Origin of the sequence: Streptomyces sp. NPDC058525 (assembly GCF_042719495.1) — a bacterium.
Classification (GTDB): domain Bacteria; phylum Actinomycetota; class Actinomycetes; order Streptomycetales; family Streptomycetaceae; genus Streptomyces.
In genome coordinates this window covers 1-26,483 of sequence record NZ_JBHXNP010000119.1, presented here as the reverse complement: position 1 = coordinate 26,483, position 26,483 = coordinate 1, and the positions used below count along the sequence as shown (strand labels likewise).

Annotated in this window: 27 protein-coding genes; 15 read left to right on the top strand and 12 right to left on the bottom strand. The window is 72.8% G+C overall.

The genetic code is table 11. The features are described 5' to 3' along the window. Positions 1-242 precede the first annotated feature (242 nt). Positions 243-1,886, top strand: coding sequence for a DNA repair helicase XPB (locus ACFWP3_RS36435; RefSeq protein ID WP_384229921.1), 1,644 nt, complete (start codon positions 243-245; stop codon positions 1,884-1,886). A 58-nt stretch (positions 1,887-1,944) separates the two neighbouring features. On the opposite strand, the gene ACFWP3_RS36430 is transcribed toward ACFWP3_RS36435, so the two are convergent. Next, on the bottom strand, positions 1,945-2,130 hold the full coding sequence (locus ACFWP3_RS36430) for a hypothetical protein (protein WP_384229918.1): 186 nt from the start codon (positions 2,128-2,130) through the stop codon (positions 1,945-1,947). A gap of 323 nt (positions 2,131-2,453) precedes the next feature. Between ACFWP3_RS36430 and ACFWP3_RS36425 the strand changes: the two genes are divergently transcribed. Then, complete coding sequence (locus ACFWP3_RS36425) at positions 2,454-4,565, top strand: HelD family protein (protein WP_384229916.1); 2,112 nt, start codon at positions 2,454-2,456, stop codon at positions 4,563-4,565. A gap of 312 nt (positions 4,566-4,877) precedes the next feature. Here ACFWP3_RS36425 and ACFWP3_RS36420 read toward each other — a convergent pair whose 3' ends face one another. Further along, the gene (locus tag ACFWP3_RS36420; protein ID WP_384229914.1) at positions 4,878-5,564 is read right to left on the bottom strand and encodes a copper homeostasis protein CutC; all 687 of its coding nucleotides are present in this window, start codon (positions 5,562-5,564) and stop codon (positions 4,878-4,880) included. A 110-nt stretch (positions 5,565-5,674) separates the two neighbouring features. On the opposite strand from ACFWP3_RS36420, the gene ACFWP3_RS36415 reads away from it, so the two are divergent. Then, complete coding sequence (locus tag ACFWP3_RS36415) at positions 5,675-6,355, top strand: hypothetical protein (RefSeq protein WP_384229912.1); 681 nt, start codon at positions 5,675-5,677, stop codon at positions 6,353-6,355. Positions 6,356-6,412: 57 nt separating this feature from the next. Next, on the top strand, positions 6,413-7,642 hold the full coding sequence (locus ACFWP3_RS36410; RefSeq protein WP_384229910.1) for a Cmx/CmrA family chloramphenicol efflux MFS transporter: 1,230 nt from the start codon (positions 6,413-6,415) through the stop codon (positions 7,640-7,642). Between the two features lie 55 nt (positions 7,643-7,697). On the opposite strand, the gene ACFWP3_RS36405 is transcribed toward ACFWP3_RS36410, so the two are convergent. Both ACFWP3_RS36405 and ACFWP3_RS36400 read right to left on the bottom strand, forming a co-directional pair. Then, positions 7,698-7,964, bottom strand: coding sequence for a DUF4031 domain-containing protein (locus tag ACFWP3_RS36405; protein WP_384229908.1), 267 nt, complete (start codon positions 7,962-7,964; stop codon positions 7,698-7,700). After that, entirely contained in the window at positions 7,961-8,332 is a 372-nt protein-coding gene (locus ACFWP3_RS36400) for a hypothetical protein (protein WP_384229905.1), read from the bottom strand. Before ACFWP3_RS36400 ends, ACFWP3_RS36405 begins: the two co-directional genes overlap by 4 nt. A 197-nt stretch (positions 8,333-8,529) precedes the next feature. On the opposite strand from ACFWP3_RS36400, the gene ACFWP3_RS36395 reads away from it, so the two are divergent. The 5 genes from ACFWP3_RS36395 to ACFWP3_RS36375 all read left to right on the top strand — a co-directional run bounded on the left by ACFWP3_RS36395 (position 8,530) and on the right by ACFWP3_RS36375 (position 13,397). Next, positions 8,530-9,528 (top strand): MurR/RpiR family transcriptional regulator, encoded by a 999-nt coding sequence (locus ACFWP3_RS36395; protein WP_384229923.1) that lies wholly within the window; start codon positions 8,530-8,532, stop codon positions 9,526-9,528. A 165-nt stretch (positions 9,529-9,693) separates the two neighbouring features. Beyond that, positions 9,694-10,629: an N-acetylmuramic acid 6-phosphate etherase gene (gene murQ, locus ACFWP3_RS36390; protein WP_384229903.1), complete on the top strand. Its 936-nt coding sequence runs from the start codon at positions 9,694-9,696 to the stop codon at positions 10,627-10,629. A gap of 182 nt (positions 10,630-10,811) precedes the next feature. Continuing rightward, positions 10,812-12,287, top strand: coding sequence for a PTS transporter subunit EIIC (locus ACFWP3_RS36385; RefSeq protein WP_384229900.1), 1,476 nt, complete (start codon positions 10,812-10,814; stop codon positions 12,285-12,287). A 121-nt stretch (positions 12,288-12,408) separates the two neighbouring features. Then, positions 12,409-13,011 carry a GNAT family N-acetyltransferase gene (locus ACFWP3_RS36380; RefSeq protein WP_384229897.1) on the top strand — a complete coding sequence of 201 codons (603 nt, stop codon included), beginning with the start codon at positions 12,409-12,411 and terminating at the stop codon, positions 13,009-13,011. Further along, positions 13,008-13,397 (top strand): hypothetical protein, encoded by a 390-nt coding sequence (locus ACFWP3_RS36375; RefSeq protein WP_384229894.1) that lies wholly within the window; start codon positions 13,008-13,010, stop codon positions 13,395-13,397. Before ACFWP3_RS36380 ends, ACFWP3_RS36375 begins: the two co-directional genes overlap by 4 nt. Here the strand turns inward: ACFWP3_RS36375 and ACFWP3_RS36370 are convergent. Both ACFWP3_RS36370 and ACFWP3_RS36365 read right to left on the bottom strand, forming a co-directional pair. Continuing rightward, entirely contained in the window at positions 13,394-14,053 is a 660-nt protein-coding gene (locus ACFWP3_RS36370) for a hypothetical protein (protein WP_384229893.1), read from the bottom strand. The genes ACFWP3_RS36375 and ACFWP3_RS36370 overlap by 4 nt on opposite strands. Continuing rightward, complete coding sequence (locus ACFWP3_RS36365) at positions 14,050-14,268, bottom strand: hypothetical protein (protein ID WP_384229891.1); 219 nt, start codon at positions 14,266-14,268, stop codon at positions 14,050-14,052. The genes ACFWP3_RS36370 and ACFWP3_RS36365 overlap by 4 nt, the downstream gene beginning before the upstream one ends. 115 nt (positions 14,269-14,383) lie before the next feature. Here ACFWP3_RS36365 and ACFWP3_RS36360 point away from each other — a divergent pair, with 115 nt between their 5' ends. Together ACFWP3_RS36360 and ACFWP3_RS36355 are read left to right on the top strand one after the other, a co-directional pair. Then, a complete protein-coding gene (locus tag ACFWP3_RS36360; protein WP_384229888.1) occupies positions 14,384-15,214 on the top strand; it encodes a Scr1 family TA system antitoxin-like transcriptional regulator in 831 nt (276 codons plus the stop codon). Continuing rightward, on the top strand, positions 15,204-15,401 hold the full coding sequence (locus tag ACFWP3_RS36355; protein ID WP_384229885.1) for a DUF397 domain-containing protein: 198 nt from the start codon (positions 15,204-15,206) through the stop codon (positions 15,399-15,401). The genes ACFWP3_RS36360 and ACFWP3_RS36355 overlap by 11 nt, the downstream gene beginning before the upstream one ends. A gap of 11 nt (positions 15,402-15,412) precedes the next feature. Here ACFWP3_RS36355 and ACFWP3_RS36350 read toward each other — a convergent pair whose 3' ends face one another. After that, on the bottom strand, positions 15,413-16,627 hold the full coding sequence (locus ACFWP3_RS36350) for a S8 family serine peptidase (RefSeq protein WP_384229882.1): 1,215 nt from the start codon (positions 16,625-16,627) through the stop codon (positions 15,413-15,415). A gap of 304 nt (positions 16,628-16,931) precedes the next feature. Next, positions 16,932-18,125: a S8 family serine peptidase gene (locus ACFWP3_RS36345; RefSeq protein ID WP_384229880.1), complete on the bottom strand. Its 1,194-nt coding sequence runs from the start codon at positions 18,123-18,125 to the stop codon at positions 16,932-16,934. Positions 18,126-18,490: 365 nt separating this feature from the next. On the opposite strand from ACFWP3_RS36345, the gene ACFWP3_RS36340 reads away from it, so the two are divergent. Then, entirely contained in the window at positions 18,491-18,859 is a 369-nt protein-coding gene (locus ACFWP3_RS36340; RefSeq protein WP_384229877.1) for a protease inhibitor I9 family protein, read from the top strand. 101 nt (positions 18,860-18,960) lie between these two features. Next, complete coding sequence (locus ACFWP3_RS36335) at positions 18,961-20,604, top strand: protein kinase (protein ID WP_384229875.1); 1,644 nt, start codon at positions 18,961-18,963, stop codon at positions 20,602-20,604. An 87-nt stretch (positions 20,605-20,691) separates the two neighbouring features. Here ACFWP3_RS36335 and ACFWP3_RS36330 read toward each other — a convergent pair whose 3' ends face one another. The 3 genes from ACFWP3_RS36330 to ACFWP3_RS36320 all read right to left on the bottom strand — a co-directional run bounded on the left by ACFWP3_RS36330 (position 20,692) and on the right by ACFWP3_RS36320 (position 23,715). After that, positions 20,692-22,146, bottom strand: coding sequence for an alanine/glycine:cation symporter family protein (locus ACFWP3_RS36330; protein ID WP_384229873.1), 1,455 nt, complete (start codon positions 22,144-22,146; stop codon positions 20,692-20,694). 138 nt (positions 22,147-22,284) lie between these two features. Beyond that, positions 22,285-23,028: a beta-glucanase gene (locus tag ACFWP3_RS36325; protein WP_384229870.1), complete on the bottom strand. Its 744-nt coding sequence runs from the start codon at positions 23,026-23,028 to the stop codon at positions 22,285-22,287. Between the two features lie 69 nt (positions 23,029-23,097). Then, entirely contained in the window at positions 23,098-23,715 is a 618-nt protein-coding gene (locus ACFWP3_RS36320; protein WP_384229868.1) for a phosphoribosylanthranilate isomerase, read from the bottom strand. A 112-nt stretch (positions 23,716-23,827) separates the two neighbouring features. Here ACFWP3_RS36320 and ACFWP3_RS36315 point away from each other — a divergent pair, with 112 nt between their 5' ends. Together ACFWP3_RS36315 and ACFWP3_RS36310 are read left to right on the top strand one after the other, a co-directional pair. Continuing rightward, positions 23,828-24,205 (top strand): type II toxin-antitoxin system RelE/ParE family toxin, encoded by a 378-nt coding sequence (locus ACFWP3_RS36315; RefSeq protein ID WP_384229866.1) that lies wholly within the window; start codon positions 23,828-23,830, stop codon positions 24,203-24,205. Beyond that, positions 24,202-24,537: a helix-turn-helix domain-containing protein gene (locus tag ACFWP3_RS36310; protein ID WP_384229864.1), complete on the top strand. Its 336-nt coding sequence runs from the start codon at positions 24,202-24,204 to the stop codon at positions 24,535-24,537. The genes ACFWP3_RS36315 and ACFWP3_RS36310 overlap by 4 nt, the downstream gene beginning before the upstream one ends. Before the next feature lie 71 nt (positions 24,538-24,608). On the opposite strand, the gene groL is transcribed toward ACFWP3_RS36310, so the two are convergent. After that, positions 24,609-26,231 carry a chaperonin GroEL gene (gene groL / locus ACFWP3_RS36305; RefSeq protein ID WP_069921331.1) on the bottom strand — a complete coding sequence of 541 codons (1,623 nt, stop codon included), beginning with the start codon at positions 26,229-26,231 and terminating at the stop codon, positions 24,609-24,611. Positions 26,232-26,483: the final 252 nt, after the last annotated feature.

Below are 26,483 nucleotides of genomic sequence, written 5' to 3'. Positions count from 1 at the left end.
GGCACCTCGCCGCGTTGTCGGACCACGCAAGTACGTCCAGTACAAGCCGCGGCCCTCCGCCTTGCGATGCACCGCACCGGACGCCGCGACCCGGCGAACCTTCCCGGCCACAGCACTAGCCGATCCGCCCCGCGCCGAGGGCCGCGGGAAGCCCGTACCGCCCCGGCCGCGCCGTGATGCGGCACACTGGAGGTTTGGCCACCCGCGCCCGGGTGGACCCCCCATGTCGGAAAGGGACGTGCGTGAACGGGCCTCTCATCGTCCAGAGCGACAAGACACTCCTCCTCGAGGTCGACCACGAGCTCGCCGGAGCCGCGCGGCGCGCCATCGCCCCCTTCGCCGAGCTGGAGCGTGCTCCCGAGCACATCCACACCTACCGGATCACCCCCCTCGGCCTGTGGAACGCCCGGGCCGCCGGGCACGACGCCGAGCAGGTCGTCGATGCCCTCGTCGAGTTCTCGCGGTACCCGGTCCCGCACGCGCTGCTCGTCGACGTCGCCGAGACGATGGCCCGCTACGGCCGGCTCACCCTCTCCAAGCACCCCGTGCACGGGCTGGTCCTGACCAGCACCGACCGGCCCGTGCTGGAGGAGATCCTGCGGTCCAAGCGGATCACCCCGCTCGTCGGGGCGCGGCTCGACGCCGACACCGTGGCCGTGCACCCCTCGGAGCGCGGGCAGATCAAGCAGACGCTGCTCAAGCTGGGCTGGCCGGCCGAGGACCTCGCCGGGTACGTCGACGGCGAGGCGCACCAGATCGACCTGGCGGAGGACGGCTGGGCGCTGCGCCCGTACCAGCAGCAGGCCGTGGAGGGGTTCTGGCACGGCGGTTCCGGTGTGGTCGTGCTGCCTTGTGGTGCGGGCAAGACGCTGGTCGGCGCCGGGGCAATGGCGAAGGCCAAGGCGACGACGCTGATCCTGGTCACGAACACCGTCTCGGCCCGCCAGTGGAAGCACGAGCTGGTCAAGCGGACCTCGCTGACGGAGGAGGAGATCGGCGAGTACTCCGGGACCCGCAAGGAGATCCGGCCCGTCACGATCGCCACCTACCAGGTGCTGACGACCAAGCGGAAGGGCGTCTACCCGCACCTGGAGCTGTTCGACTCCCGGGACTGGGGCCTGATCGTCTACGACGAGGTGCACCTGCTGCCCGCGCCTGTGTTCAAGTTCACCGCCGACCTCCAGGCCCGCCGGCGCCTCGGTCTGACGGCCACGCTCGTCCGGGAGGACGGCCGCGAATCGGACGTCTTCTCGCTCATCGGGCCGAAGCGGTTCGACGCGCCGTGGAAGGAGATCGAGGCGCAGGGCTACATCGCGCCCGCCGACTGCGTCGAGGTCCGGGTGAACCTGACGGAGTCGGAGCGCCTGGCCTACGCGACCGCCGAGACGGAGGAGAAGTACCGCTTCTGCGCGACGACGGCCACCAAGCGGAAGGTGACCGAGGCGCTGGTGCGCAAGCACCAGGGTGAGCAGACGCTGGTCATCGGCCAGTACATCGACCAGCTCGACGAGCTGGGCGAGCACCTGGACGCGCCGGTCATCAAGGGCGAGACCTCCAACGCGCAGCGCGAGAAGCTCTTCGACGCCTTCCGGCAGGGCGAGATCAGCGTGCTGGTCGTGTCGAAGGTCGCGAACTTCTCGATCGACCTGCCCGAGGCGACGGTCGCGATCCAGGTGTCGGGCACCTTCGGCTCCCGCCAGGAGGAGGCACAGCGGCTGGGCCGCGTACTGCGTCCGAAGGCGGACGGCCACGAGGCGCGCTTCTACTCGGTGGTCGCGCGCGACACCATCGACCAGGACTTCGCGGCGCACCGCCAGCGCTTCCTCGCGGAGCAGGGCTACGCCTACCGGATCATGGACGCCGACGAGCTGCTGGCGAGCGACTGACGTGGCTCCGGCTGTCCGCTGAGGCCCGTCGTGCGTCGCTGATCCGCGGTATCGCGGATCAGCGGCGTATGACGCCCGCGTCCTCGGCATACTCGCCGAGGACGACGACGCTGACGGCGGCCGCGGCGAAGACCTTGGCGGCCCGCAGCATGCCGCCGACGCCGTGGCGCGGACGGGAGTCGGAGATGGCGGTGGCGCCGCGAGGGCGGCCGCCCTGGATCGGGGTGAAGGTTGCGGTGCTCATGTATCCATGGTGCGTTTCCGCCCCCGCCGGGGCATCGCCCTGGGGGCGGAACCTGCGGGCCTCCGGTGTCCTCCTCCGGGCTCATGGAACCCCCTAGTGGCTCTGCCGAAAGTCTCACACCCCTGGGTATGACACCCGTTCGGAGGACCCGCGGTCGAGCGCTTGCGGAGGGACTTCCGGCCCCGTAATTCGTTCGCGCGGACGCGCCTCGGTGGCTACACTCTCCGCTCTTGCCGCCTCCCGCAGCACCACCGGGGAGAGCCGCCCACCGCACGGCAACCGGTGGGCCATCTGTGTCCTCACCACCAGCTGGAGGCAGTCCCGTGCCCGCGCACGCCCCCGAGTCCGAACGACCCGCATCCGCGTCCGTATCCGCACCCGCATCCGTGTCCGGCGCAGGTGCCGATCCGCTCGCACGCGAACGGGCGCACCTCACCGCGTCCCGTGCCGCGCTCCGCGCCATGCGCGAGGACGTCGAGGCCCTCGACATCCGCGACGTCACCGCGAACTGGGTCAACGCGATCGTCCTCCAGGCCCAGATCGACGACCGGATCAAGGCCCTCGCCGACCTCGCCCACACCCCCCTCTTCTTCGGCCGCCTGAACTACCTGCACGCGCCCGGCGCGGAGCTCGCCGAGGGCGCGGAGGGCGAGCAGTTCTACATCGGCCGCCGCCACGTCCACGACGCCGACGGCGATCCGATGGTCATCGACTGGCGCGCGCCCGTCTCCCAGCCGTTCTACCGGGCCTCCAAGACCGACCCGCAGGACATCGCGCTGCGCCGCCGGTTCGGCTACACCGGCGGCGAGCTCACGGCGTACGAGGACGAGCACCTCTCCGACCCCGCGGAGGCGGCCGCCGTCAGCAAGCTGCTCCAGCAGGAGATCGAGCGCCCGCGCGTCGGTCCGATGCGGGACATCGTCGCGACGATCCAGCCCGAGCAGGACGAGATCGTCCGCTCCGGCCTGTCCGGCTCGGTCTGCGTACAGGGCGGGCCCGGCACCGGGAAGACGGCCGTCGGCCTGCACCGGGTCGCGTACCTCCTGTACGCGCACCGCGACCGGCTCGCCCGCACCGGCACCCTCGTCATCGGGCCGAACCGTTCCTTCCTGCACTACATCGAGCAGGTCCTGCCCGCCCTGGGCGAGCTGGAGGTCAAGCAGGCCACCGTCGACGACCTGGTGGCGCGCGGCGGCCTGGAGGTACGCGGCGCGGACGCGGCCGAAACCGCCGTGGTCAAGGGCGATGCCCGGATGGCGGAGGTGCTCCGCCGCGCCGTCGCCTCCCATGTCACGCAGCCCACCGAGGCGTTGATGGTGGTGCGCGGTTCGCGGCGCTGGCGGGTGCCGGCGTACGAGATCGCCGAGATGGTCGAGGAGCTGCAGAACCGCGACATCCGCTACGGGGCGGCGCGCGAGGCCCTGCCGCAGCGGATCGCGCACGCGGTGCTCGTACGGATGGAGCAGGCGGGCGAGGCGCCGGACGACCGGGTGCAGGACGCGGTGGCGCGGGGCGCCGCCGTGAAGGCGGCGGTCAAGGAGATCTGGCCGCCGGTCGACCCGGCGAAGCTGGTGCTGCGGCTGCTGTCCGACCCGGAGTTCCTGGCGCTGCACGCGGCGGACGTACTGACGGCGGACGAGCAGAAGCTGCTGCTGTGGCCGAAGCCGTTCCGGAGCGTGAAGTCGGCGAAGTGGTCGGCGGCGGACCTGGTCCTGATCGACGAGGCGGCCGACCTGGTGGAGCGGACGCCCTCGCTCGGCCATGTCGTGCTCGACGAGGCGCAGGACCTGTCGCCGATGCAGTACCGGGCGGTGGGCCGGCGCTGTACGACGGGGTCGGCGACGGTGCTCGGTGACCTGGCGCAGGGCACCACGCCGTGGGCCACGCGCAGCTGGGACGAGGCGCTGGCGCACCTCGGGAAGCCGCAGGCGGTGGTGGAGGAGCTGACGGCGGGCTTCCGCGTGCCGCGCGAGGTGATCGCGTACGCCTCGCGGCTGCTGCCGTCGATCTCGCCGGGGCTGGCTCCGGTGTCCTCGGTGCGGGAGGCTCCGGGGTCGCTGCGGATCGCCGAGGCCGCGGACCTGACGGCGGCGGTGCTCGAGGCCTGCCGGGCCTCCCTGCTGCACGAGGGGTCGATCGGGCTGATCGCGGCGGACGCGCGGGTGCCGGTCCTGGCGGATGCCCTGCGGGCGGCGGGGCTGCCGTACCTGTCGCCCGGCGAGGAGACGACGGCGGAGTCCCGGCTGACCCTGGTGCCGGCCTCGCTGGCGAAGGGTCTGGAGTACGACTACGTGGTGCTGGACGAGCCCGCCGCGATCGTCGACGGCGAACCCGATGAACGGACGGGCCTGCGCCGCCTGTACGTCTGCCTCACCCGAGCCGTCTCAGGCCTGACGGCCCTCCACTCAACCCCCCTCCCCCCGCCCCTGTCCTAACCCGCACCACTGTCGGGGGCTCCGCCCCCAAACCCCCGCGCCTCAAACGCCGGCGGGGCTGGATGATGCCGCTGCGCGAGGCTTCGTGGGGCGCTGCCCACCCCCGCGCCTCAAACGCCGGCGAGGCTGGTTTCGCCCCCGCCGGGCCTGGTTCAGCCCTCACGGGCTGGGCTTGGCCCTGGGGGGCCAAACCTCAGCCTCGCTGGCGATTGAGGCGCGGGGTCCGGGGCGGAGCCCCGAATCTTTGACCGGCAGGGGGCCGCCGGAGCTCGGCCCGGCGCGGGGTGCGGGGCGGAGCCCCGGGGGGGGCGGTCAGGTCAGGGCTGTGCGCCAGGTGGCTACGGCCTTGGCCGAGACCGGGTGGGTCCAGCCCGACGGGCGGGCCGCCCCGCCGATGTGGAAGGCGTCGACCCCGGCCTCGCGCAGCACCGGCAGGTGCGAAAGGGCCAGCCCCCCGCCGACCAGCATCCGCGCCCCGTACCCCGGCTCACCCCGCCGCGCCGCCTCCGCGAGCAGCACCGGCATGCCCTCGTCGACCCCGGCCGCAGAGCCCGCCGTCAGGTAGGTGTCCAGGCCGGGCAGGTCCGCCAGGGCCTTGCGCAGGCCGTCGCGGTCCGCCGCGCGGTCGATGGCCCGGTGGAAGGTCCACCGGCAGCCGTCCAGCTCCGCCACCACGGCCTCGACCGCCGCGAGGTCGGGGGTGCCGTCCGGGTTCAGGAACCCGAGCACGAACTCCTCCGCGCCCTCCGCCCGCAGCCCCCGCGCCGCCTCCACCAGCCCGGCGACCTCGCCCGCCGCGAAGCCGTCCGTCTTGCGGATCATCACCCGCAACGGGATGTCGACCGCCGCCCTGATCGCCGCGAAGGTCTCGCGCGGCGGGGTGAGCCCGTCGGCGGCCATGTCGGTGACCAGCTCGAGCCGGTCCGCCCCACCGGCCTGGGCCGCGATCGCGTCCTCCGCGTCGAGGGCGATCACCTCCAGGAGCGCACGGTTGCTCATTCGATCCCATCCTTCGAGAAGCTGCACGAAATAGGTCTAGTCCAATATCCAGGGTACGGGCCCGCGCCCGCGCTCCACCAGCACCATCACGCCACCCCCACAATGTGCGCATGGACACAGGCACCCCGCACACCGACTCCGCGGCCCTCCACGCCCGCCTCCACGCCCGCTTCCGGGCCACCGCCACCGCCGCCGGCGCCCCCGCCGACCGCGACCCGGCCCCCTACGCCGACCGCCTGCTCACCGCCTGGGCGGAGCCGCAGCGCAGGTACCACACCACCGCGCACCTGGCCGACGTACTGGCCAGGATCGACATACTGGCGGAGCACTCCGCCGACCCCGCCGCCGTCGAGCTGGCCGCCTGGTTCCACGACGCCGTCTACCGCCCCGACCGCTCCGAGAACGAGGAGCGCAGCGCCGTCCTCGCCGAGCGCGCCCTGCCCGAGCTCGGCGTCGACGCGGCCCGCACCGCCGAGGTGGCCCGCCTCGTCCGGCTCACCGTCACCCACGACCCCGCCCCCGGCGACACCAACGGCGAGGCGCTCTGCGACGCGGACCTCGCCGTCCTGGCCGGCCCGCCCGAGGCCTACGCCGCCTACGCCGCCGCCGTGCGCGACGAGTACGGGTTCGTGCCGGACGACGCCTTCACCGCGGGCCGCGCCGGAGTGCTCCGCCAGCTCCTCGCCCTGCCGAGGCTCTTCCGCACCCCGTACGGAGCCGCCCACTGGGAGGCCCCGGCACGCGCCAACCTCGCCGCCGAACTGACCCGGCTCGACCCGCGGGGAATTTGATCGCGTTCGCCACGGTTGGTGACAGTCATGCCCGCTGTTGCCGCAAGCCGCCCCCGCATGCCCGTAGCCGTGTACGTCCTCGGCCTGTCCGTGTTCGCACTCGGCACCAGCGAGTTCATGCTCTCCGGGCTGCTGCCGCCCATCGCCGAGGACATGGGCGTCACCATCCCGCAGGCGGGCCTGCTCATATCCGCCTTCGCGATCGGCATGGTCATCGGGGCGCCGCTGCTGGCCGTGGCCACGCTGCGCCTCCCGCGCCGCACCACGCTCGTCTCCCTCATCAGCCTCTTCGGCCTCGGGCAGGTCGCGGGCGCGCTGGCCCCCTCGTACGAGCTCCTCTTCGCCTCCCGCGTGGTCTCCGCCCTCGCCTGCGCCGGCTTCTGGGCCGTGGGTGCGGCCGTGGCCATCGCCATGGTCGACAAGGACCAGCGGGCCCGCGCGATGGCCGTCATGATCGGCGGCCTGTCCATCGCGAACGTCCTCGGCGTGCCCGCCGGGGCCTTCCTCGGCGAGCACCTCGGCTGGCGCTCCGCGTTCTGGTCGGTGGGCGCGGCCTCCGCGCTCGCCCTCGCCGGCATCCTGGCCCTGATCCCGAAGATCCCGCTGCCCGCCGAGAAGCCCTCGCTCGGCCGCGAGCTGCGCATCTACCGCGACCGCCAGGTGTGGCTCTCCATCGGCATCACGGCCCTGGCCGCGGGCGGCGTCTTCTGCGCCTTCAGCTACCTGTCACCGCTGCTCACGGACGTGGCGGGGCTGGACTCCGGCTGGGTCCCGTGGATCCTCGGCCTCTTCGGGGTGGGCGCGCTGGTCGGCACCACCATCGGCGGCCGGATCGCGGACGCGCACCTGTTCGGCGTGATGTTCTGGGGCATCACCGCCTCGACCGTCTTCCTCGCCGCGCTCGCCCTGCTGGCCTCGGCCGCCGCCGCGGCGATCGCCCTGTCGTTCCTGCTCGGCGTCTCGGCCTTCTTCACCGCGCCGGCGCTCAACGCCCGCATGTTCAACGTGGCCGGCGCCGCCCCGACCCTGGCCGGGGCCACCACCACGGCCGCCTTCAACCTCGGCAACACCGGCGGCCCCTGGCTCGGCGGCACCGTCATCGACGCGGACCTCGGCTTCTCCGCCACCGCCTGGGCCGGCGCGGCCATGACCCTCACCGCCCTCGCCCTCACCGCGATCGCCCTGCGCCTCCACCGCCGCACTCCGCCCGCGGCCACCCGCCTGATCGCCTCCGGAGGCACCGCCCGGACGAGCGGCCGGCCCCAGCCCGCCGCCAGCCAGGGCTGACCGGGCCGCGTCGGACCGCGGTCGGACCGCACCCGGGCCGGACCGGGTACGGCTGCTACGCGGGCCGGCCCTTCGGGCGGCGCAGGCCGGCGGCCGTGAGGCGGCGGACGAGTTCCTTGCTGCCGACCTCCACCGCGCCCGCGCGAACCGCGTCCGCGTAGCGGTAGGAGGGCACGTCGTAGTGGTCCCGCTCGAAGGCCCGGGGCGGGCAGCCGATGGCCGCCGCGAACGCGTGCAGTTCCTCGTACGAGACATCGCTGACCAGGTGCGACCACATGCGTCCGTGCCCCGGCCAGGTGGGCGGGTCGATGTAGACGGTCACGGGCGGAGGACGGGGCCGAGGCCGCCCACCGCCGCCACGCGCACGCCCGCCTCCGAACACACCCAGTGCGGGTCGGGTCCCAGTTCCGGTTCCACGTCCAGCGCGTGCGGATCGCCGTGCCCGCACACCGGGCAGAGCGGCCAGCGCCCGTACTTCTCCAGCAGGGCGTCCTGCACGTCCTGGGCGACGAGTCCGGCGAGGTAGTCGACCCCCTCCGGCCACTGCTCCACCCACCACCGGCGGTGCGTGACCGAGTCCTCGACGAGGGAGACGACGTCGGCATCGGCGACCTCACCGGCGGCGAGATCGGCGAGCACAAGTGCGCGGGCGACGTGCAGCGCCTGTTCCAGGGGGGTCGCGTGGTCCATGGGGCCATTGTGACCCCGTACGGCCCAAGTGGCGAAGGTCCTTTCCAGGGCATGACCTTCGGGGTCTTGACGCCCGGCGTGGCCGAAAATAAGTTTCAGACGTGAGCGAGAACACGGAAGAAACTTTCAGGACGGTGCAGTCCGGGGCCAAGTCGGACGCCATCGACGCCATCGACGCCGTGGGCGTCATGGGCGTCATGGGCGGCGAAGACCGGGTGGGCCCGGCCACGGACGCCCCGCAGCACGCGGACCGGGCCGTCGACGCCGACGGAGCCGTCGGGGCCCGGCCCGTGCGGCCTGCGGCTGCCGCCCCGCTCACGCCGGCCCCGTCGGCCTCCGCGCTGCGGGCCCGGGTGCGCGGGCTCGGGCCCTCGATGACGCGGTCCATGCAGGCCGTGGCCGAAACCATCGCCTCCGACCCCGCCGGCTGCGCCCGGCTCACCGTCTCCGCGCTCGCCGCCCGCACCGGCACCAGCGAGGCCACCATCGTGCGCACCGCCCGCCTCCTCGGCTACCCCGGCTACCGCGACCTGCGCCTCGCGCTGGCCGCCCTCGCCGCGCAGCAGGAGTCCGGGGCCGCCCCCGCCGTCACCGTCGACATAGCGGTCGACGATCCCCTCGCCGATGTCGTCGCCAAGCTCGCCCACGAGGAGGCGCAGACCCTCGCCGACACCGCCGCCGGGCTCGACCTGGCGCAGCTCGCCACCGCCGTCACCGCCCTCGCGACCGCCCGCCGCATCGACATCTACGGCATCGGCGCCTCCGCGCTCGTCGGCCAGGACCTCGCCCAGAAGCTGCTGCGCATCGGCCTGATCGCGCACGCCCACAGCGACCCCCACCTCGCCGTCACCAACGCCGTCCAGCTGCGCCCCGGCGACGTGGCCGTCGCGATCACGCACTCCGGCTCCACCGGCGACGTGATCGAACCCCTCCGCACCGCCTTCGAGCGCGGCGCCACCACGGTCGCCCTCACCGGCCGCCCCAACGCCCCCGTCGCCCACTACTCCGACGTGGTCCTGACCACCTCCGCCGCCCGCGAGACCCAGCTGCGCCCGGCCGCCATGTCCAGCCGCACCAGCCAGCTCCTCGTCGTCGACTGCCTCTTCGTCGGCGTGGCGCAGCGGACGTACGAGACCGCCGCCCCGGCCCTCGCCGCCTCGTACGAGGCCCTCGCCCACCGCCACACCGCCCGCTGAAGACCGCTGAGGCCGGCTGAGGCCGGCTGAGGCCGACTGAGGCCGACTGAGGCCGACTGAAGCCCGCCGGACCCCACTTCCCCGAACCGCCCCCGTACCGCCCCCGAACCGCCCCCGAACCGCTCGCCGCACCGCCGCCCGCCGACCCGCCAGGAGCCCCCGCCCATGACCGCGTACGCCGAACTCCGCGCCCAGCTCGACACGTTGACCACCGAGGCCTTCCGCCCCGAACTGGCCGAGATCGACCAGCTGTCCACCCTCGAGATCGCCCGCACGATGAACGCCGAGGACGCCACCGTCCCGGCCGCCGTCGCCGCGCGGCTGCCGCTGATCGCCGACGCCGTCGACGCGATCGCCGCGCGCATGGCCCGGGGCGGCCGCCTGATCTACGCGGGCGCCGGGACGGCGGGCCGGATGGGCGTCCTGGACGCCAGCGAGTGCCCGCCCACCTTCAACACCGACCCGGCCGACGTCGTCGGCCTCATCGCGGGCGGCCCCTCCGCCATGGTCAAGGCCGTCGAAGGCGCCGAGGACTCCAAGGAGCTGGCCGCCGAGGACCTCACCGCCCTCGCGCTGACCGCCGAGGACACCGTCATCGGCATCTCCGCCTCCGGCCGCACCCCGTACGCGATCGGCGCCGTCGAGTTCGCCCGCACGCGCGGCGCGCTCACCGTCGGACTGTCCTGCAACGCGGGCTCCGCGCTCGCCGCGGCCGCCGACCACGGCATCGAGGTCGTCGTCGGCCCCGAACTGCTCACCGGCTCGACCCGCCTGAAGGCGGGCACCGCGCAGAAGCTCGTCCTCAACCTCATCTCGACGATCACGATGATCCGGCTCGGGAAGACGTACGGGAACCTGATGGTCGACATGCGCTCCTCGAACGAGAAGCTGCGCGCCCGCGCCCGCCGCATCGTGGCGCTGGCCACCGGCGCGCCCGACGCGGAGATCGAGGCGGCCCTGACCGCGACCGGCGGCGAGGTCAAGCACGCCATCCTCGTCGTCCTCGGCGGGGTCGACGGCCCGCGCGCCGCCGAGCTGCTCGCCGCGTCCGACGGCCACCTCCGCGCGGCCCTCACCGAAGCCCACGCCCAGCCCCGCTGAGCCCGCGGGCCTCCGCTGGCCTCCGCAAACCCCCTGCGGGCCCAGCCCCGCTGAACCCGCGGGCCCCCGCGGGCTTCCGCAGACCCCCGCGGGCCCCGCAGACCCCCTGCGGGGCCCGTAGACCCCCGCTGCCCCGTAGCCCTCCCCCGTTACCCCTTCCCGAACAGCAAGGCGACCTGCACATGTCCACTGACAAGAACCGCGCCACAGCCGCCGCGATCCTTCCTCTGGTCGGCGGCCCGGACAACATCGCGTCCATCGCGCACTGCATGACCCGGCTTCGCATCGGCCTGCTGGACCGCTCGCTGGTCGACGACGAGGCCCTGCGCGCGCTGCCCGCGGTCCTGGGCGTGGTCGAGGACGACACGTACCAGATCGTGCTGGGCCCGGGTACGGTCGCCCGCGTCACCCCCGAGTTCGAGGCGCTGGTCGAGGAGGGCCGCTCCGGTCCCGCCGCGCACCCGGTCACGGCGGACGAACTGGCCGCGCAGGGAGCGGCGCTGAAGGCGGAACAGAAGGCCCGCAACGCGACGCCCGTCAAGCTGTTCCTGCGCCGCATCGCGAACATCTTCGTCCCGCTGATCCCGGCCCTCGTCGGCTGCGGCATCATCGCCGGGCTGAACGGCGTGCTGACGAACGCGGGCTGGCTGCCCGGCATCGTCCCGGCGCTGGCCGCGATGGCGTCCGGCTTCATGTCGCTGATCGCCGTCTTCGTCGGCTACAACACCGCGAAGGAGTTCGGCGGCACGCCCGTCCTGGGCGGCGCGGTCGCCGCGATCATCGTCTTCCCCGGCGTCGCGAAGATCACCGCCTTCGGGATGGAGCTCAAGCCCGGGCAGGGCGGCGTCCTCGGCGCGCTCGCCGCGGCCGTGCTCGCCGTCTACGTCGAGAAGTGGTGCCGCCGTTGGGTGCCGGAGGCCCTGGACGTGCTGGTCACGCCCACCCTGACCGTCCTGATCTCGGGCCTGGCCACCATCTTCGGCCTGATGTTCCTCGCCGGTGAGGCCTCGGCGGCCATCGGTACGTTCGCCAACTGGCTGCTCGCCACCGGCGGCGCCTTCGCGGGCCTGGTCCTCGGCGGCCTCTTCCTCCCGCTCGTCATGCTGGGCCTGCACCAGGCCCTCATCCCCATCCACACCACCCTCATCGAACAGTCCGGCTACACGGTCCTGCTGCCCATCCTCGCCATGGCGGGCGCGGGCCAGGTCGGCGCGGCCATCGCCGTCTACTACCGGCTCCCGCGCAACGGCTCGCTGCGCACCACCATCAAGTCCGCGCTCCCGGCCGGTTTCCTGGGCGTGGGCGAGCCGCTGATCTACGGGGTCTCGCTGCCGCTCGGCCGCCCGTTCGTCACCGCCTGCATCGGCGGCGCGGCCGGCGGGGCCTTCGTCGGCCTGTTCAACCAGCTCGGCGTCGCCTTCGGCTCGACGGCCATCGGCCCCTCGGGCTGGGCCCTGTTCCCGCTGCTGGGCGGCACCTCGGGCTGGGGCGCGACGCTGGCCATCTACGCGGGCGGCCTGGTCGTCGGCTACCTGGTGGGCTTCCTCGCCACGTACTTCTTCGGCTTCACCCGCCAGATGCTGACCGACCTGAACACCGACCCCGCCCCGGCCCCCACCCCGAACCCGACCCCCACAAAGGAACCGGCCCTGACCTGACCGAGGCCGACCGGCCGGGCCCTGACCGGACCGGGCCCGCCCGGGCCGGCCCAGGGCCAGGCCAGGCCCCCGGCCCGACCCGCGCGGCCCGGCCGCCGCGGCCCACCCGCATGATGGGGTCATGATCGATCCTCTCGCCCCCGTGGTCCCGCCGGGCAGCCTCCGCGGCCTGCCGCAGCCGGAGTTCGCCCTCCCCGGCGGGATGCTGCTGCGCCCCTGGGCCCCGTCCGACGCCCCCGCGCTGGTCGAAGCCTGCCTCGACCCGGACATCCGGCACTGGAACCGGCCCGGCCGCCTCACCGAGCCCGAGGCCGTGGACCGCATAGACCGCTGGGAGGCCCGCCGCCAGGCCGAAGCCTCCGTGATCTGGGCGATCGCCCCCGCCGCACCCGCCCCAGACGGTCGCGCCGTCGGCCTGATCGGCCTCGGCGACCTCGACCTCGCGGGCGGCAGCGCGGAGTTCCTCTACTGGCTGCTGCCCGCCGGTCGCGGCGCCGGCGTCATGGTCCCCGCCGTCGACCGCGTCGGCCGCTGGGCCTTCGAGGACCTCGGCCTGCACCGCCTGCGCCTGACCCACTCCGTGGCCAACCCGGCCTCCTGCGCCGTCGCCACGAAGGCCGGCTACCCCCTGGAGGGCACCATGCGCGGCGCCCTCCTCCACGCCGACGGCTGGCACGACGAACACCTCCACGCCCGCCTCCGCACCGACCCGGCCCCCGCGTGAAGCTCCCCGCCCCGGGCCCGGCTCCCACCCGCCTCGACGTCGTACGGATCACCGCCGGCCCCGAGACCTGGGGCGAGCCGATGACCGGGGACGTCGTGGCCCGCTGGACCGGCCCCGACCTCACCACCGCCCTGACCGTGATCGGGAAGCTGCCGCCCGGCGAGCCGAACCTCTGCGGGTTCGCCCCCGGCTGGGGCATCCGCGCGTACGCCGACCCGGCCCCGGACCCGCTGTACGAGGCGGCGTTCTGCTACAGCTGCCACATCGCCTGGCTCTGGGGCCCGGCCGTCGCGGAAGCCCTGCGCCGCCAGCCCTTCGACGCCGGGTCCCCGAACGCCCAGTACCTCCTCCTCCGCTTCCGCGACATCCTCCGGCCGGCCCCCTAACCCGCCGCGGTGCGCAGGAAGCGCACCAGGTCGTCGGTGGTGTAGCCGAGCTTCGGGCCGCGCTCGGCGGCCATCAGCAGCAGCTGGCCCACGATCTCCGCGCCCCAGCCGTCCGTACCGTCCTGCGACCACTCCCACAGCTTCTCGATGCCGAGGTCGGTCATCAGCAGCCCGTGCTCCGCCCGGACCTCCCGGCAGGTCTCGGCCACGGCGTCCAGCAGCCGCGCGCCCGGCCGTTCGCAGCGGAGCCCGAGGTACCCACCGACGTCCTCGACCTCGCACCCCTCCGGCGGCCCCGCCTTCAGCCCCTCGTACCGGGGATCGTCGAACCCCGGACGCGCCCCGGCCGGGCAGTGGATCAGCGTGAACCGCTGCCGACCCGGCGGCGGGGGCGGCGGTGGCCACCCCGTCAGCCCGAAGGCCGCCCGCACCAGCGCGGCCGCCCCGTCCGCCGTACCGGCCGACCGGGCCTCGCGCCGGACCCCGTCGTCCCCGACCGCGGTCCACGACCCGCCGCCGCCCTCGTCGCGCTCCACTCGCACGGACAGCCCGGCACCCCTGCGCTTCCACCCGCCACTGACCAGCGCGGCCTCCAAGGCCGCCAGCTTCCACCCGAGTTCGAAGCCGAACTCCGCGGCCTCCACCGCCTCGCTCACCCGCGACCCCGCTCGTGCAGTACGGCTGCCAGCCGGAGCGCGGTGTCCACGTTGCAGCGCCCCAGGTCGACCAGGGGCAGCCCGTACGTACCGGCCGCGGAGACCTGCTCGACGCCGAGCGAGGGGAACACCACCCCCACCCCGTCCAGCGCCCCCTTCAGCTGCCGCACGGCCTCTTCGGTCGCGAGCATCCGCTCCTTCGCGGTCATCACCATGACATGTCACCTTTTTACTCTGAGTGGTCAGGTTCCGTACTCAGAGTGGCGGCGGGCTCGCTAGCCTTTCAATAACGGGCACCCAGCAACCGCATCTGTTGGACCGGGAGTTGCCATGGCACGAAAGAACCTCGACCCGTCCTCCTCACCCCGCGCCATGCTCGGCGCCGAACTCCTCGTCGCCCGCGAGCGGGCCCGCCTCAGTCAGGCCGCGTTGGGGGAGAAGCTCTTCGTGAGCGGCTCGTACGTCGGCCAGATGGAGGCGGGCACCCGCCGGATCACCCTCGAACTCGCGAAGGCGATAGACGAGATCCTGAAGACCGATGGATTCTTCGTCCGCAACTGCGCTGCGGTGGCCAAGTCCAAGTATCCCGACCACTTCACGGAGGCCGCCGAAGCGGAGGCGCTGGCGACGGCCATCCGGGAGTACGCGCCCCAGCTGATCCCCGGCCTGCTCCAGACGGAGGCCTACGCTCGGGCTGTCTGCCGCGCCTATCAGCCGACAGCGTCCGAGGAGACCATCGACGAGCTGGTGACGAACCGGCTTGATCGCGCCGCGATCCTCAATGATCCAACAACACCACTGTTTTGGTGTGTCCTCGACGAGGCCGTCCTGCGCCGGTGCGGGGACGATCCAGCGGTCATGACCGAAGCCCTGCGACACATCGCAAGCCTGATCAGGGCCAACAGGATCATCGTGCAGGTACTGCCGTTCAGCGCGGGTATGCACGCAGGACTGGACGGTTCCCTCAAGCTCATGTCCTTCGATGACGCTCCCCCGCTTGCCTACGTGGACGGCATCGGGATGGGCCAGTTGTTTGACGATCCAGCAACAGTGGCCCGACACATGCTGACCTACGATCTCCTCACGGCCAGCGCGCTGTCCCCGCGCAACTCCCTGGCCTTGATCGAGTCGGTGGCGGAGGATTACGAACATGACCAGTAAGCCTGAGCACGACCTCTCAACGACCACGTGGCGCAAGTCCTCCTACAGCGGAGGCGACGGCGGCAACTGCCTAGAGGTCGCCGACGGCCACCCCCACCTCGTCCCCGTCCGGGACTCCAAGCAGCCCGAAGGCCCGCACGTGGTGTTCCACGCACGGGCCTGGGCGACCTTCGTCGCTGCGCTCTGACCGATCGGAGATCAGAGGCCGGCCGTGAACAGCAGCTTGTTCGGGCTGTCGTCGCTGAGGTTCTCGACGATGTCCTTCGTGGACTCGTCGTCGAGGAAGTCCGCCACCTCGGCCGGCAGCGCGTTCGGGTGATCGTGCTTGTACAGCGCGGCCACACCCGCGACGTGCGGCGCGGCCATGGACGTACCGCTCATGGGCACGGTGCCGCCGCCCAGCCGCGCCGAGATGATGTCCTGGCCGGGGGCGTAGATGTCGAGGCACGGGCCCCAGTTCGAGAAGGGGGTCTCCTCGTCGAAGCGGTTGGTCGCGCCGACCGTCACCACGCGGTTGCGGTGGCGCTCGTCGCCGAGGTCCGCGGACGCGGGAGAGTAGTCGCAGGCGTTGCGGTTGTCGTTGCCCGCCGCGATGACCGGCAGGACGCCCCGGTCGGACACGGCGGTCGCGGCCTCGTTCACCGGGAGGTAGCGCGCACCGCCCAGCGACGCGTTCAGGACGGCCGGCTGCCGGGCGTTGCGGGCCACCCAGTCGAAGCCCGCGATGATGCCCGACCAGGGGCCGGTGCCCTCGCAGTTGAGGACGCGGACGCTGACCAGCTTCACCTTGCGCGCCACACCGACCGTGGTGCCGCCGACCGTACCGGCCACGTGCGTGCCGTGGCCGTTGCAGTCGGCCCCGGTCCCGCCGAACGCGTCGAAGCCGAGGCGGGCACGCGTGCCGAGGCGCTCGCGGAACTCGGCGTGGTTGTACTCGATGCCGGTGTCGAGGATGTACGCGGTCACTTCCTGAGCGCTGTTGTTCGCGCTGAAGTTGCCGTCCAGCGGCAGGTACCGCTGGTCGATCCGGTCCAGGCCCCACGAGTTCGCGGGCGACTTGCTCTGGACGTCCTTCGCCGGGGTCGGCGGGGCCGTCACCGTCCCGTCCTGTGCCACGCCCCGCACACCGTACGTATGGCGGATGGTCCTCAGCTGCTGCTCGGTGAGAGTGGCGGCGAACCCGTTGAACGCGGCGGTGTAGGTGAACTTCGCCTTCACCCCGGCCTCCTGCACGAACCTCACCGGGTCGACGCCCCTGTTGAGGGAGACGACGTAGTCGTTGGGGATGGCGTTCGCGGTGGTGAGCAGCGGCGCCGGGGTCGGCTCCGGGGCGGCGGCGGTAGCCGTACCGGCCGCCACGGGGGTCAGTGCGATGACGGCGGCGGCGGTGACGCGCGCGGCGAGCAGACGCATGGAGGGGACTCCCTGAAGTGCGGGTGGACCAGCGTGGACGAGCCGCGCTCCGGCACCGGCGAACGGGTCCCGGATGGCGGCCCCCACCTTCATCGGATCCGGCCCGGGGAGGACTTGAGCCGGGCGACTCCGCCTGGCGGATAGGCCGGGGCCGCCGCGCCAGGCGTGTCGGAGGGGGTGCAGAAAGGGTCATTCCGGGTCACCACCTGGAATGACGGCCCGAACGAACGACCGCAGGAAGTTCACCCGTACGGGCGGCCCGGGGCGAGGTCGCACGGCACCCGGTCGCCCGTACGGGGGCGGCTCAGAGGCCGTTCGTGAAGAGCAGCTTGTTGGGGCTGGACTTGCCGATCTTGCTGAGGACGTCCTTGGTGGACTCGCCTTCGAGGAACTCGTAGAGCTCGGCGGGGTCCGACTTCGGGTGCTCCGCCTTGTAGAGGACCGCGACCCCGGCGACGTGCGGGGAGGCCATCGACGTGCCGTCGAGGGCCACGCTGCCGCCGCCGAGCTTCGCGGAGACGATGCCCTCGCCCGGAGCGTAGAGGGTGGTGCACTCGCCGTAGTTGGAGAAGGAGGTCTCCTCGTCGTACTGGTTGCTCGCCGCGACCGTCACCACGCGCTGGGCGGACGCCGGCGAGACGAAGCAGGCGTCCTTCGCCGAGTTGCCCGCCGCGATGACCGGGAGCACGCCCGCGTCGGAGAGGGCGGTCGCGGCGTCGTTCAGCGCCGTCGACCTGTCCCCGCCCAGCGAGCCGTTGAGGACGGCGGGCTGCTTGGCGTTCTTGGCCACCCAGTCCAGGCCCGCGATCATCCCCGCGTAGGTTCCCGAACCGTCGCAGCCGAGAACACGGACGCTGACCAGGTTCGCCTTGCCCGCGACCCCGTACGTCTGGCCCGCGACGGTGCCGGCGACGTGCGTGCCGTGGCCGTTGCAGTCCGCACCGTTGCGCCCGTCGCCGATGGCGTCGAAGCCGAAGGCGGCACGGGTGGCGTCTGGGCCGCCGAACTCGGTGTGGTTGTAGTCGATGCCGGTGTCGAGGATGTACGCGGTGACCCCGGCGCCGTTGCCCTGGACGGTGAAGTTGTTGTCCAGGGGCAGATTGCGCTGGTCGGTCCGGTCCAGCCCCCACGAGTGCGACGGGGCCCGCGTCGCCGTCGCGGCGCTCTTCCTCGGCACCGACTGCACCTTGGCGTCCTCCTCGACCGACTTCACGCCCAGGGCGTTGCGGACGAGCGTCAGCTGGATCGGGGTCAGCGGGACCGCGAAGCCGCTCATGGCCTTCGTGTAGACGAACGACGGCTTCACACCCAGCTTCTTCGCGACCGCCGCCGCGTCCTGCCCCTTCTCCAGGGTCACGATGTACTGGCCGGGCACCGGATTCTCGGCCTTGAGGAGCGGCGCCGGGGTCGGCTCCGGGGCCGCGGCGGAGGCCGTGCCGGCCGCGGCCGGGACGAGGGCGATGAGCGCGGCGGTGGCCACACGTGCGAGCAGGCGCATGGAAGGGGCTCCCTGACGGGGTGGAGGGTCGGCATGGGCGAGCCGCCCCCACGGCGGCAAGCGCTCCCAGGGGCGGCCCTCAGTTGCATCGGTGCCACCTACAGGCGGGTTGAACCACCTTGCCCACCCGGCCGATCGTGCGAGGCGGCCGTCTGCGCACGCCCGTCGTACGAGCAGCAGAAAGGGTTGTCCCCCTGCGGCGCCAAGGCCGGGGCCGCGGCCGCCCGGTCCGCCGCGGCCCCGGCAAGATCACCCGTACGGTCCTCACCCACATCAGGGGGCGCGCGGCCGGTGCGCTCCCCCGTGCCCCCGCCACACCCCCGGACGTCGTTGACCGGGCCCGACGGCCGTGATGGCCTCCCCCCATGCGCAACCGTCTGAGCCGAGCCCTGCCCGTGGCCGTCGCCGTCCTGGCCGCCGTCGCCGTCGCCGTCGTCCTGCCCGTGTCCGCAGCATCCGCCACCGCCGCGCACGGGCCCCTGCCCCGCGCGGCCGCCGCCGACCACCCCACCTACATCGTCACCGTGTACCCCGGTCTCGACCCGGCCGAAGTCGCCGAGGAGCACGGGATCACCCCGCTCTACGTCTACCGCGACACGCTGAACGGCTTCGCCGCCCAGCTCTCCCCCGAGCAGGTCGAAGCCCTGCGGGCGGCCGACGTCGTGGCATCGGTCGAGGCGGACGGACAGGGCTCCTCCTCCTCCTCCTCCTCCTCCTTCGGCACCCCGGCCTGACCGGCCCTCTCCCCGGCAAATCCCCGTCCCCGCCCGCCGCTTAGGGTGAAGCCGATCAGCGCACCGGTTGATCGGGGGAATCGGGTAATCGGGGGGAGCCGATGAACAGCGCGACCGAGGTGTTCCAGCCGCTGCGGGCGGACGATCCGCGGACCGTGGCCGGCTACCGCCTCGCGGCCCGGATCGGCGCGGGCGGCATGGGCCGGGTCTACCTGTCCCACACGCAGGGCGGACGCCCGGTGGCCATCAAGGTGGTGCGGCCGGAACTGGCCGAGGACCCGGCGTTCCGGCGCCGGTTCCGCCGGGAGGCGGAGGCCGCCCGCCGGGTCCGCGGCGCGTACACCGCCGAGCTCATCGACGCCGAGGCGGACGGGAACCCGCCCTGGCTGGCCACCCTCTACGTGCCCGGGCCCTCGCTGTCGGAGGCCGTGGCCCGGCGCGGACCGCTGCCGGTGCCCGCGGTGCTGTGGCTGATGGCGGGCGTGGCCGAGGCGCTGCAGAACATCCACGGTGCGGGCATCGTGCACCGGGACCTGAAACCGTCGAACGTACTGCTGGCCGCCGACGGCCCCCGCGTCATCGACTTCGGCATCTCGCTGGCCTCCGACACCAGCATGGGCACCGCCACCGGCACGGCCATCGGCACGCCCCAGTACATGTCCCCCGAGCAGGCGCAGGCGGGCGAGGTCAGCACGGCCAGCGACGTGTTCGCGCTCGGTCAGACCGCGGCGTTCGCCGCGCTGGGCGAGCCCCTGTACGGGGACGGGCCCTCCATGAGCGTCCTGTTCCGGATCGTCCACTCCGAGCCGGACCTGTCCCGGCTCCCGGAGTCGCTGCGCCCGCTGATCGCCCGGTGCCTGGCCGCCGACCCGCAGGACCGGGCCACCCCGGCCGAGATCGTGGCCGCGTGCCGGCAGCGGCTCGGCAAGGACGCCGACGCGGGCGGCGGACCGGCCGTCTGGCGGGAGGTCGCGGGCCCCGAGGTGGTGGTCCCGGCTCCGGTCCCGCAGCCCACCTCGGTCCACACCCGGCCGCTGACCCCGCATCCGACGGCGCCGGGGCCGATGGTCTGGCAGCCGGCGCCGACACCGCCGCTCACGCCGGAGGAGCGGCGCAGGCGCAGACGGCGTACCGCGCTGATCGCCACCGCGGTGGTGACGGCGTCGGCCCTCGTGCTGACCGGCCTGGGCTGGTCGATCATGGACGCGGCGGACCGGGTACGGAAACGGGAGGCGGCCGCGGCCACGTCCCCCGGCCCGGTCCCGGGGGCCGCTGGCTCGGCGAGCGGCGGCGCCAAGGCGTCCGGAGCCGCCGGATCCGCGTCGGGCACGCCCAAGACCTCGCCCACGCCGTCCAGACCGCCCGCGCCCCACCCGTATCCGATGGTGCGGCTGAGCGAGGAGAACTCGATCGGCATCAAGGAGCCGGTCAAGCGCGAGGACCGCGCGGGGGACATCCGCCTGGAGTGCGGGACGACCCAGTGCGAGCTGGTGAGCGAGACGAGCGTGCTCACGATGCTGTACGCAGACCCCGGCAGCGGCAACCTCGACACCTGCGGCCGCCTCACGAAGGCCAGTACGCAGCACAAGCTCCCGCTCGCCGCGGTGGCGCCCGGCACCGAGATCTGTGTCCGGCACCCGTCGGGGGACATCGCGCTGCTGGTGATCCAGATCAAGTCGGTGGTGCGGCTGAAGGGTCTGCCCGACTGGATCACCGCCGACATGACGGTCTGGCGGGCGGCCTGAGGCACGGGCGTACGGGCGTACGGGCGTACGGGCGTGTAGGCGTACGGACTGACGGGCGGCCCGACAAGGGCCGCCCGGCGGACCGCCCTACCGGCCGCTGCCTGCCCGGGCCCGGACCGTCGTGCGGACCGGGTCCCAGCACTGGATCCCGCGCAGGTCCGGCATCCGGTCGCGGGTGAACACCGGGTCCAGGCCGGCCCGGCGCTGGGCGAGGTAGTCGTCGAGGAGCCGGAAGGCGATCGCCGACAGCGGGAGGATGGCGAGCAGGTTGACCAGCGCCATGAAGCCCATGAAGACGTCCGCGAGGTTCCACACCACCGACACCGAGCCCAGCGAGCCCAGCACGACCGCCGCCAGGACCAGCGCGCGGTAGCCGGGCAGCACCCAGCGCCTGCGGGTGATGAACCGGATGTTGGTCTCGCCGTAGTAGTAGTTCCCGATCATGCTGCTGAAGGCGAGCATGAAGACGACGACCGTCAGGACGTGCGCCGCCCAGCCGCCGAGCGTCTCGCCGAGCGCGGTCTGCGTGAGGTCCGCGCCCTGGCGGCCCGCGAGTTCCGGGCTGGTGACGAGCACGACGAAGGCGGTCATCGTGCACACGAGCAGCGTGTCGAAGAAGACGCCCAGGGCCTGTACGAGGCCCTGCTTGACCGGGTGCGAGACCTCGGCCGCCGCGCCCGCGTTCGGGGCCGAGCCGAGGCCGGCCTCGTTGGAGAACATGCCGCGCCGGATGCCCTGCTGGATCGCCGCGCCGACACCGCCGGACGCCAGCTCGCGCCATCCGAAGGCGCCGCCCACGATGTCCGCGAGGACCCGGGGGAACTCCGTGACGTTCAGCAGCACGACCGCGGCGCCCAGCAGCAGGTAGACGACGGCCATCACCGGGACCAGGACGGTGGTCACCGAGGAGAGCCGCTTGACGCCGCCGAAGACCGCGAGCCCGAGCAGCGCGGCGAGCAGCACGCCCAGCGCGGGCCCGAACCACTCCGAGCCCGTCTCCGGGAGCGAGCCGCTCGCCACGGCCGTGATCGTGTTGGCCTGCACGGCGTTGAAGACGAAGCCGAAGGTGACGGTGATCGTCACCGCGAACAGCACGCCGAGCCAGCGCTTGCCGAGCGCGCGCTGCATGTAATAGGCGGGACCGCCCCGGTATTCGCCGGTCGCGCCCCGGACCTTGTACAGCTGGGCGAGCGCCGACTCCACGAAGGCGGAGGCCGCGCCGATGACCGCCATCATCCACATCCAGAAGACGGCGCCCGCGCCGCCCAGCGTGATGGCGGTGGCCACGCCGGCGATGTTGCCGGTGCCGACCCGGGCGGCCGCGGAGATGGTGAACGCGCCGAAGGACGACACCTGCTTGCGTCCGTCGGCGCGCGGCGGGGTCTTCTCCTTCACCACCCGGAACATCTCGGGGAGCAGGCGCAGCTGGGCGCCCCGGGACCGGATCGTGAAGTAGAGGCCGGCTCCCACCACCAGCGGGATCAGCAGGTACGTCCAGAGGTGGTCGTTGACCGTGACGATCAGGGAGTCGAGGGTGTCCATGCCCGAAGTCTTCCGAGGCGGAAGGCCCCTGGACAGGGACGTTGGTCCACTGCCGCCGGGCCCGAAGGCCTGTGTCCGAAGGCCTGTGCCCGGCCTGTGTCCGGCCTGTGTCCGAAGCCCTGCGTCCGGAGGCGGGGTTCAGCGCCGGAACACGCGCAGCCGCGAGACCTCGTAGGACATCTCCGTCACGCCCGGGCCGGGTGCCGGATGGTAGCGGCCCGCCGATACGGAGAGGTTCACGATGAGGTACGCCCACCAGGACCGGCCGACGCCCTTGCGGTCGGCGTACACGCGGGCGCCGTTGACCCACCAGACGACCGAGTTCCTGCCGAACTCGACCTTGAGGTCGACCCAGGCGCCAGGCCGCACCGACGGGTCGCGGTGGTAGCGGTGGCCCTCGCGGACGTGGTTCGAGAGCTCCAGCAGGTCCGGGTGGTCGGGGTGGTACTCGAAGACGTCGACCTCCTGGCCGCCGTCCCGCCAGGTCCAGATCGCGGGCCAGGCCCCCACCTCCACGGGCAGTTTGACCCGCGCCTCCAGCACGTCGCCGGTGCGCAGCGCGAAGCCCTCGTCGCTGCCCTCGGTGGTGAGCAGGCCGGTGTCCCAGTTGCCGTCGGGGCGGGGCGTCGCCCGGAAGACGCCGCCGCGGCTGTAGGCGGGGTCGGCGACGAGGTGGTCGAGCTTGTTGTCGCCCGGGTTGGTGGGGCCGCCGTCGGGATAGGCCCAGGAGCGGCCCGCGACCCATTGGGCGGTGGAGGAGAAGTCGGCGGTGAAGACGGGCGTGCGGCGGGGCGCGGGCAGCACCGGCCCGCGGCCGTCCCCACCGCCCGGGGCGAGGCGGCGCGTCAGGCGCCGCAGCCAGGCGAGCGTGTCCGTGACCATGGGGTGGTTCTGCCCCCGCCGGCCCGGATCACGCCCGCGTTCTCGCTGGGAGTAATCACATGAACACGCTCAGCGAGTGCGGGGTGCCGTTCCGCGTGCGGCCTCGATGAAGGCGCGGATCAGCTCCGGCGACTTCACCCCGCGCTCCCGCTCCACCCCGCTGGAGACGTCCACGCCCCAGGCGCCGGTGGTCTCGACGGCCTCGCGCACGTTGCCGGGGGTGAGTCCGCCCGCGAGCAGCCAGCGGCCCTCGGGCGGGGTGAACTCCGCCGAGCCCCAGTTCCACGGCTTGCCGGAGCCGGGGTCGGGGGCGTCGAGCAGCAGCAGGTCCTCGCCGAGCTCCCCGCAGCGGGCCACCTGGCTCGCGGTGGCCCGGATCAGGGTCCGCCCGGGCGCGCGCAGTTCCTCGTAGTACTCCGGGCCCTCGTCCCCGTGGAGCTGCACGGCGCGCACCCCGCTGCGCTCGGTGAGCCGCCGTACCTCGTCGAGCGGCTGCCCGCGGTACACCCCGACGGTGAGCACCTCGGCGGGCACCCGCGCGGCCAGCTCGCGCGCGGTGGCGGCGTCGACGGTACGGGGGCTGCCGGGGGCGAAGACGAAGCCGATGGCGTGGGCTCCGGCGCCGACGGCCACGTCGACGTCCTGCGCGGTGCGCAGCCCGCAGATCTTGATGAACACGTCAGCCATACGCCGAAGTCAACCACCCTCTGCGTCAATGCAGGAAACGCGGCAATCCGATGGGATGCGACTGACCACAACAGGCGTATTATGTCGCCAACGACATAATACGCTGCGCGGCATGGACGATCTGCACGTGATCGAGCTGGAGCCCGAAGTGCGGAGCTGGCTTGAGCTGCTACCGGACAAGCAGTACCTGAAGGTGGAGGAGTACGCGGAGCTGTTGGCCGCCCACGGCACCTTGACCCCCATGCCCTTCGCTCGCCCCCTCGGGAACGGGGTGTACGAGCTTCGACCCACGATCGACGGCGTCGCCACGCGGATCACGTACTGGTTCGCGCCGGGGCGCAGGATCGTGCTCCTCACCGTGTTCCGTAAGACGCGCATGCATGAGGCGGCCCAAGTGAGCCGCGCGGTCACGGCTCGTATGGTGTGCGAGAAGGAGCACGGAACGGCCCACATGACGTACAGCCGCGGCGAGGAAGGGAACGCCCCATGAACCACACCCGCTGGAAACTGGCCCGGGAGAGGAAGGCCACGGGAGCGCACGGGGAGTCGGCCGAGGTCGAGGCCGAGCGGGCGGAAGTCCGGCTTGCGATGGCGTTCGCCAAGGCCGTGTACGACAGGCGCAAGGCCTTGGGCCTGTCCCAGGCCGAACTCGCCGCGCGGGCCGGGCTCACCCAGGCGAAGATCTCCCGCGTGGAGGGGGCTGACGCCGTGCCCACCCTGCCCCTGCTGCGCCGCCTCGCGCACGCCCTCGACGCCTCGTTGAACATCGCCTTGGGCGACGACCACGAGCAGGTCGTCTTCGTCGCGCGCACGGCCGCCTGAACGCCCGAGGGCGGCACCCCCCGCAGGGGGTGCCGCCCTCGTTCGAGAACAGCCGATCAGCCTGGGGCCGATCAGAAGTCCATGTCACCGCCCGGCATGCCGCCGCCCGCGGGGGCACCGGCCTTCTCGGGCTTGTCGGCGATGACGGCCTCGGTGGTGAGGAAGAGGGCCGCGATCGACGCCGCGTTCTGCAGCGCGGAGCGCGTGACCTTCGCCGGGTCGATGATGCCCTCGGCGATCATGTCGACGTACTCGCCGGTCGCGGCGTTCAGGCCCCAGCCGATCTGCAGGTTGCGCACCTTCTCGACGACGACGCCGCCCTCGAGACCACCGTTGACGGCGATCTGCTTGAGCGGGGCCTCGAGGGCCAGGCGCACGGCGTTGGCGCCGGTCGCCTCGTCGCCCGTGAGCTCGAGCTTCTCGAAGACCGCGGAGGCCTGGAGCAGGGCCACGCCGCCACCGGCGACGATGCCCTCCTCGACGGCCGCCTTCGCGTTGCGAACGGCGTCCTCGATGCGGTGCTTGCGCTCCTTGAGCTCGACCTCGGTCGCGGCGCCGGCCTTGATGACGGCCACGCCGCCGGCCAGCTTCGCGAGGCGCTCCTGGAGCTTCTCGCGGTCGTAGTCCGAGTCGGAGTTCTCGATCTCGGCGCGGATCTGGTTGACGCGGCCCTGGACCTGGTCGCTGTCACCGGCACCGTCGACGATGGTGGTCTCGTCCTTGGTGATGACCACCTTGCGGGCGCGGCCCAGCAGGTCGAGACCGGCGTTCTCCAGCTTGAGGCCGACCTCCTCGGAGATGACCGTGCCACCGGTGAGGATGGCGATGTCGCCGAGCATGGCCTTGCGGCGGTCGCCGAAGCCCGGGGCCTTGACGGCGACGGACTTGAAGGTGCCGCGGATCTTGTTGACGACCAGGGTCGACAGGGCCTCGCCCTCGACGTCCTCGGCGATGATCAGCAGCGGCTTGCCGGACTGCATGACCTTCTCCAGGAGCGGCAGCAGGTCCTTGACCGAGCCGATCTTGGAGTTGACGATCAGGATGTACGGGTCGTCGAGCGACGCCTCCATACGCTCCATGTCGGTGGCGAAGTACGCCGAGATGTAGCCCTTGTCGAAGCGCATGCCCTCGGTGAGCTCGAGCTCCAGACCGAAGGTCTGCGACTCCTCGACGGTGATGACGCCTTCCTTGCCGACCTTGTCCATGGCCTCGGCGATGAGCTCGCCGATCTGGGTGTCGGCGGCGGAGATGGAGGCCGTGGAAGCGATCTGCTCCTTGGTCTCGACATCCTTCGCCTGCTCGAGCAGGGCGCCCGAGACGGCCTCGACGGCCTTCTCGATGCCACGCTTGAGGGCCATCGGGTTGGCGCCGGCCGCCACGTTGCGCAGGCCCTCGCGGACGAGCGCCTGGGCGAGCACGGTGGCGGTGGTCGTACCGTCGCCGGCGACGTCGTCCGTCTTCTTGGCGACTTCCTTGACCAGCTCGGCGCCGATCTTCTCGTACGGGTCCTCGAGCTCGATCTCCTTGGCGATGGAGACACCATCGTTGGTGATCGTGGGGGCGCCCCACTTCTTCTCAAGGACGACGTTGCGACCCTTGGGGCCAAGGGTGACCTTGACGGCGTCGGCGAGCTGGTTCATCCCACGCTCGAGACCGCGCCGGGCCTCCTCGTCGAACGCAATGATCTTGGCCATCTGAAGTGGTCCTCCCGGACAGCGGTGGATTGCTCCAGGACCGCGCCCGCGCCCGCGACGGACGGCCTGCGTGCCCGGCGGTTCCTTCCCGCCGGACGCTGCGGGCCTCACCGACCCGGTCCTTGTTCAGTAGCACTCTCACCAGGAGAGTGCTAACGCCAATGATTAGCACTCGACCCCCGCGAGTGCAAGCGGCTTGGGGGAACACCCCAATGAACACACCGGAGACGCGCGAGGGGCCCACATCCCGTG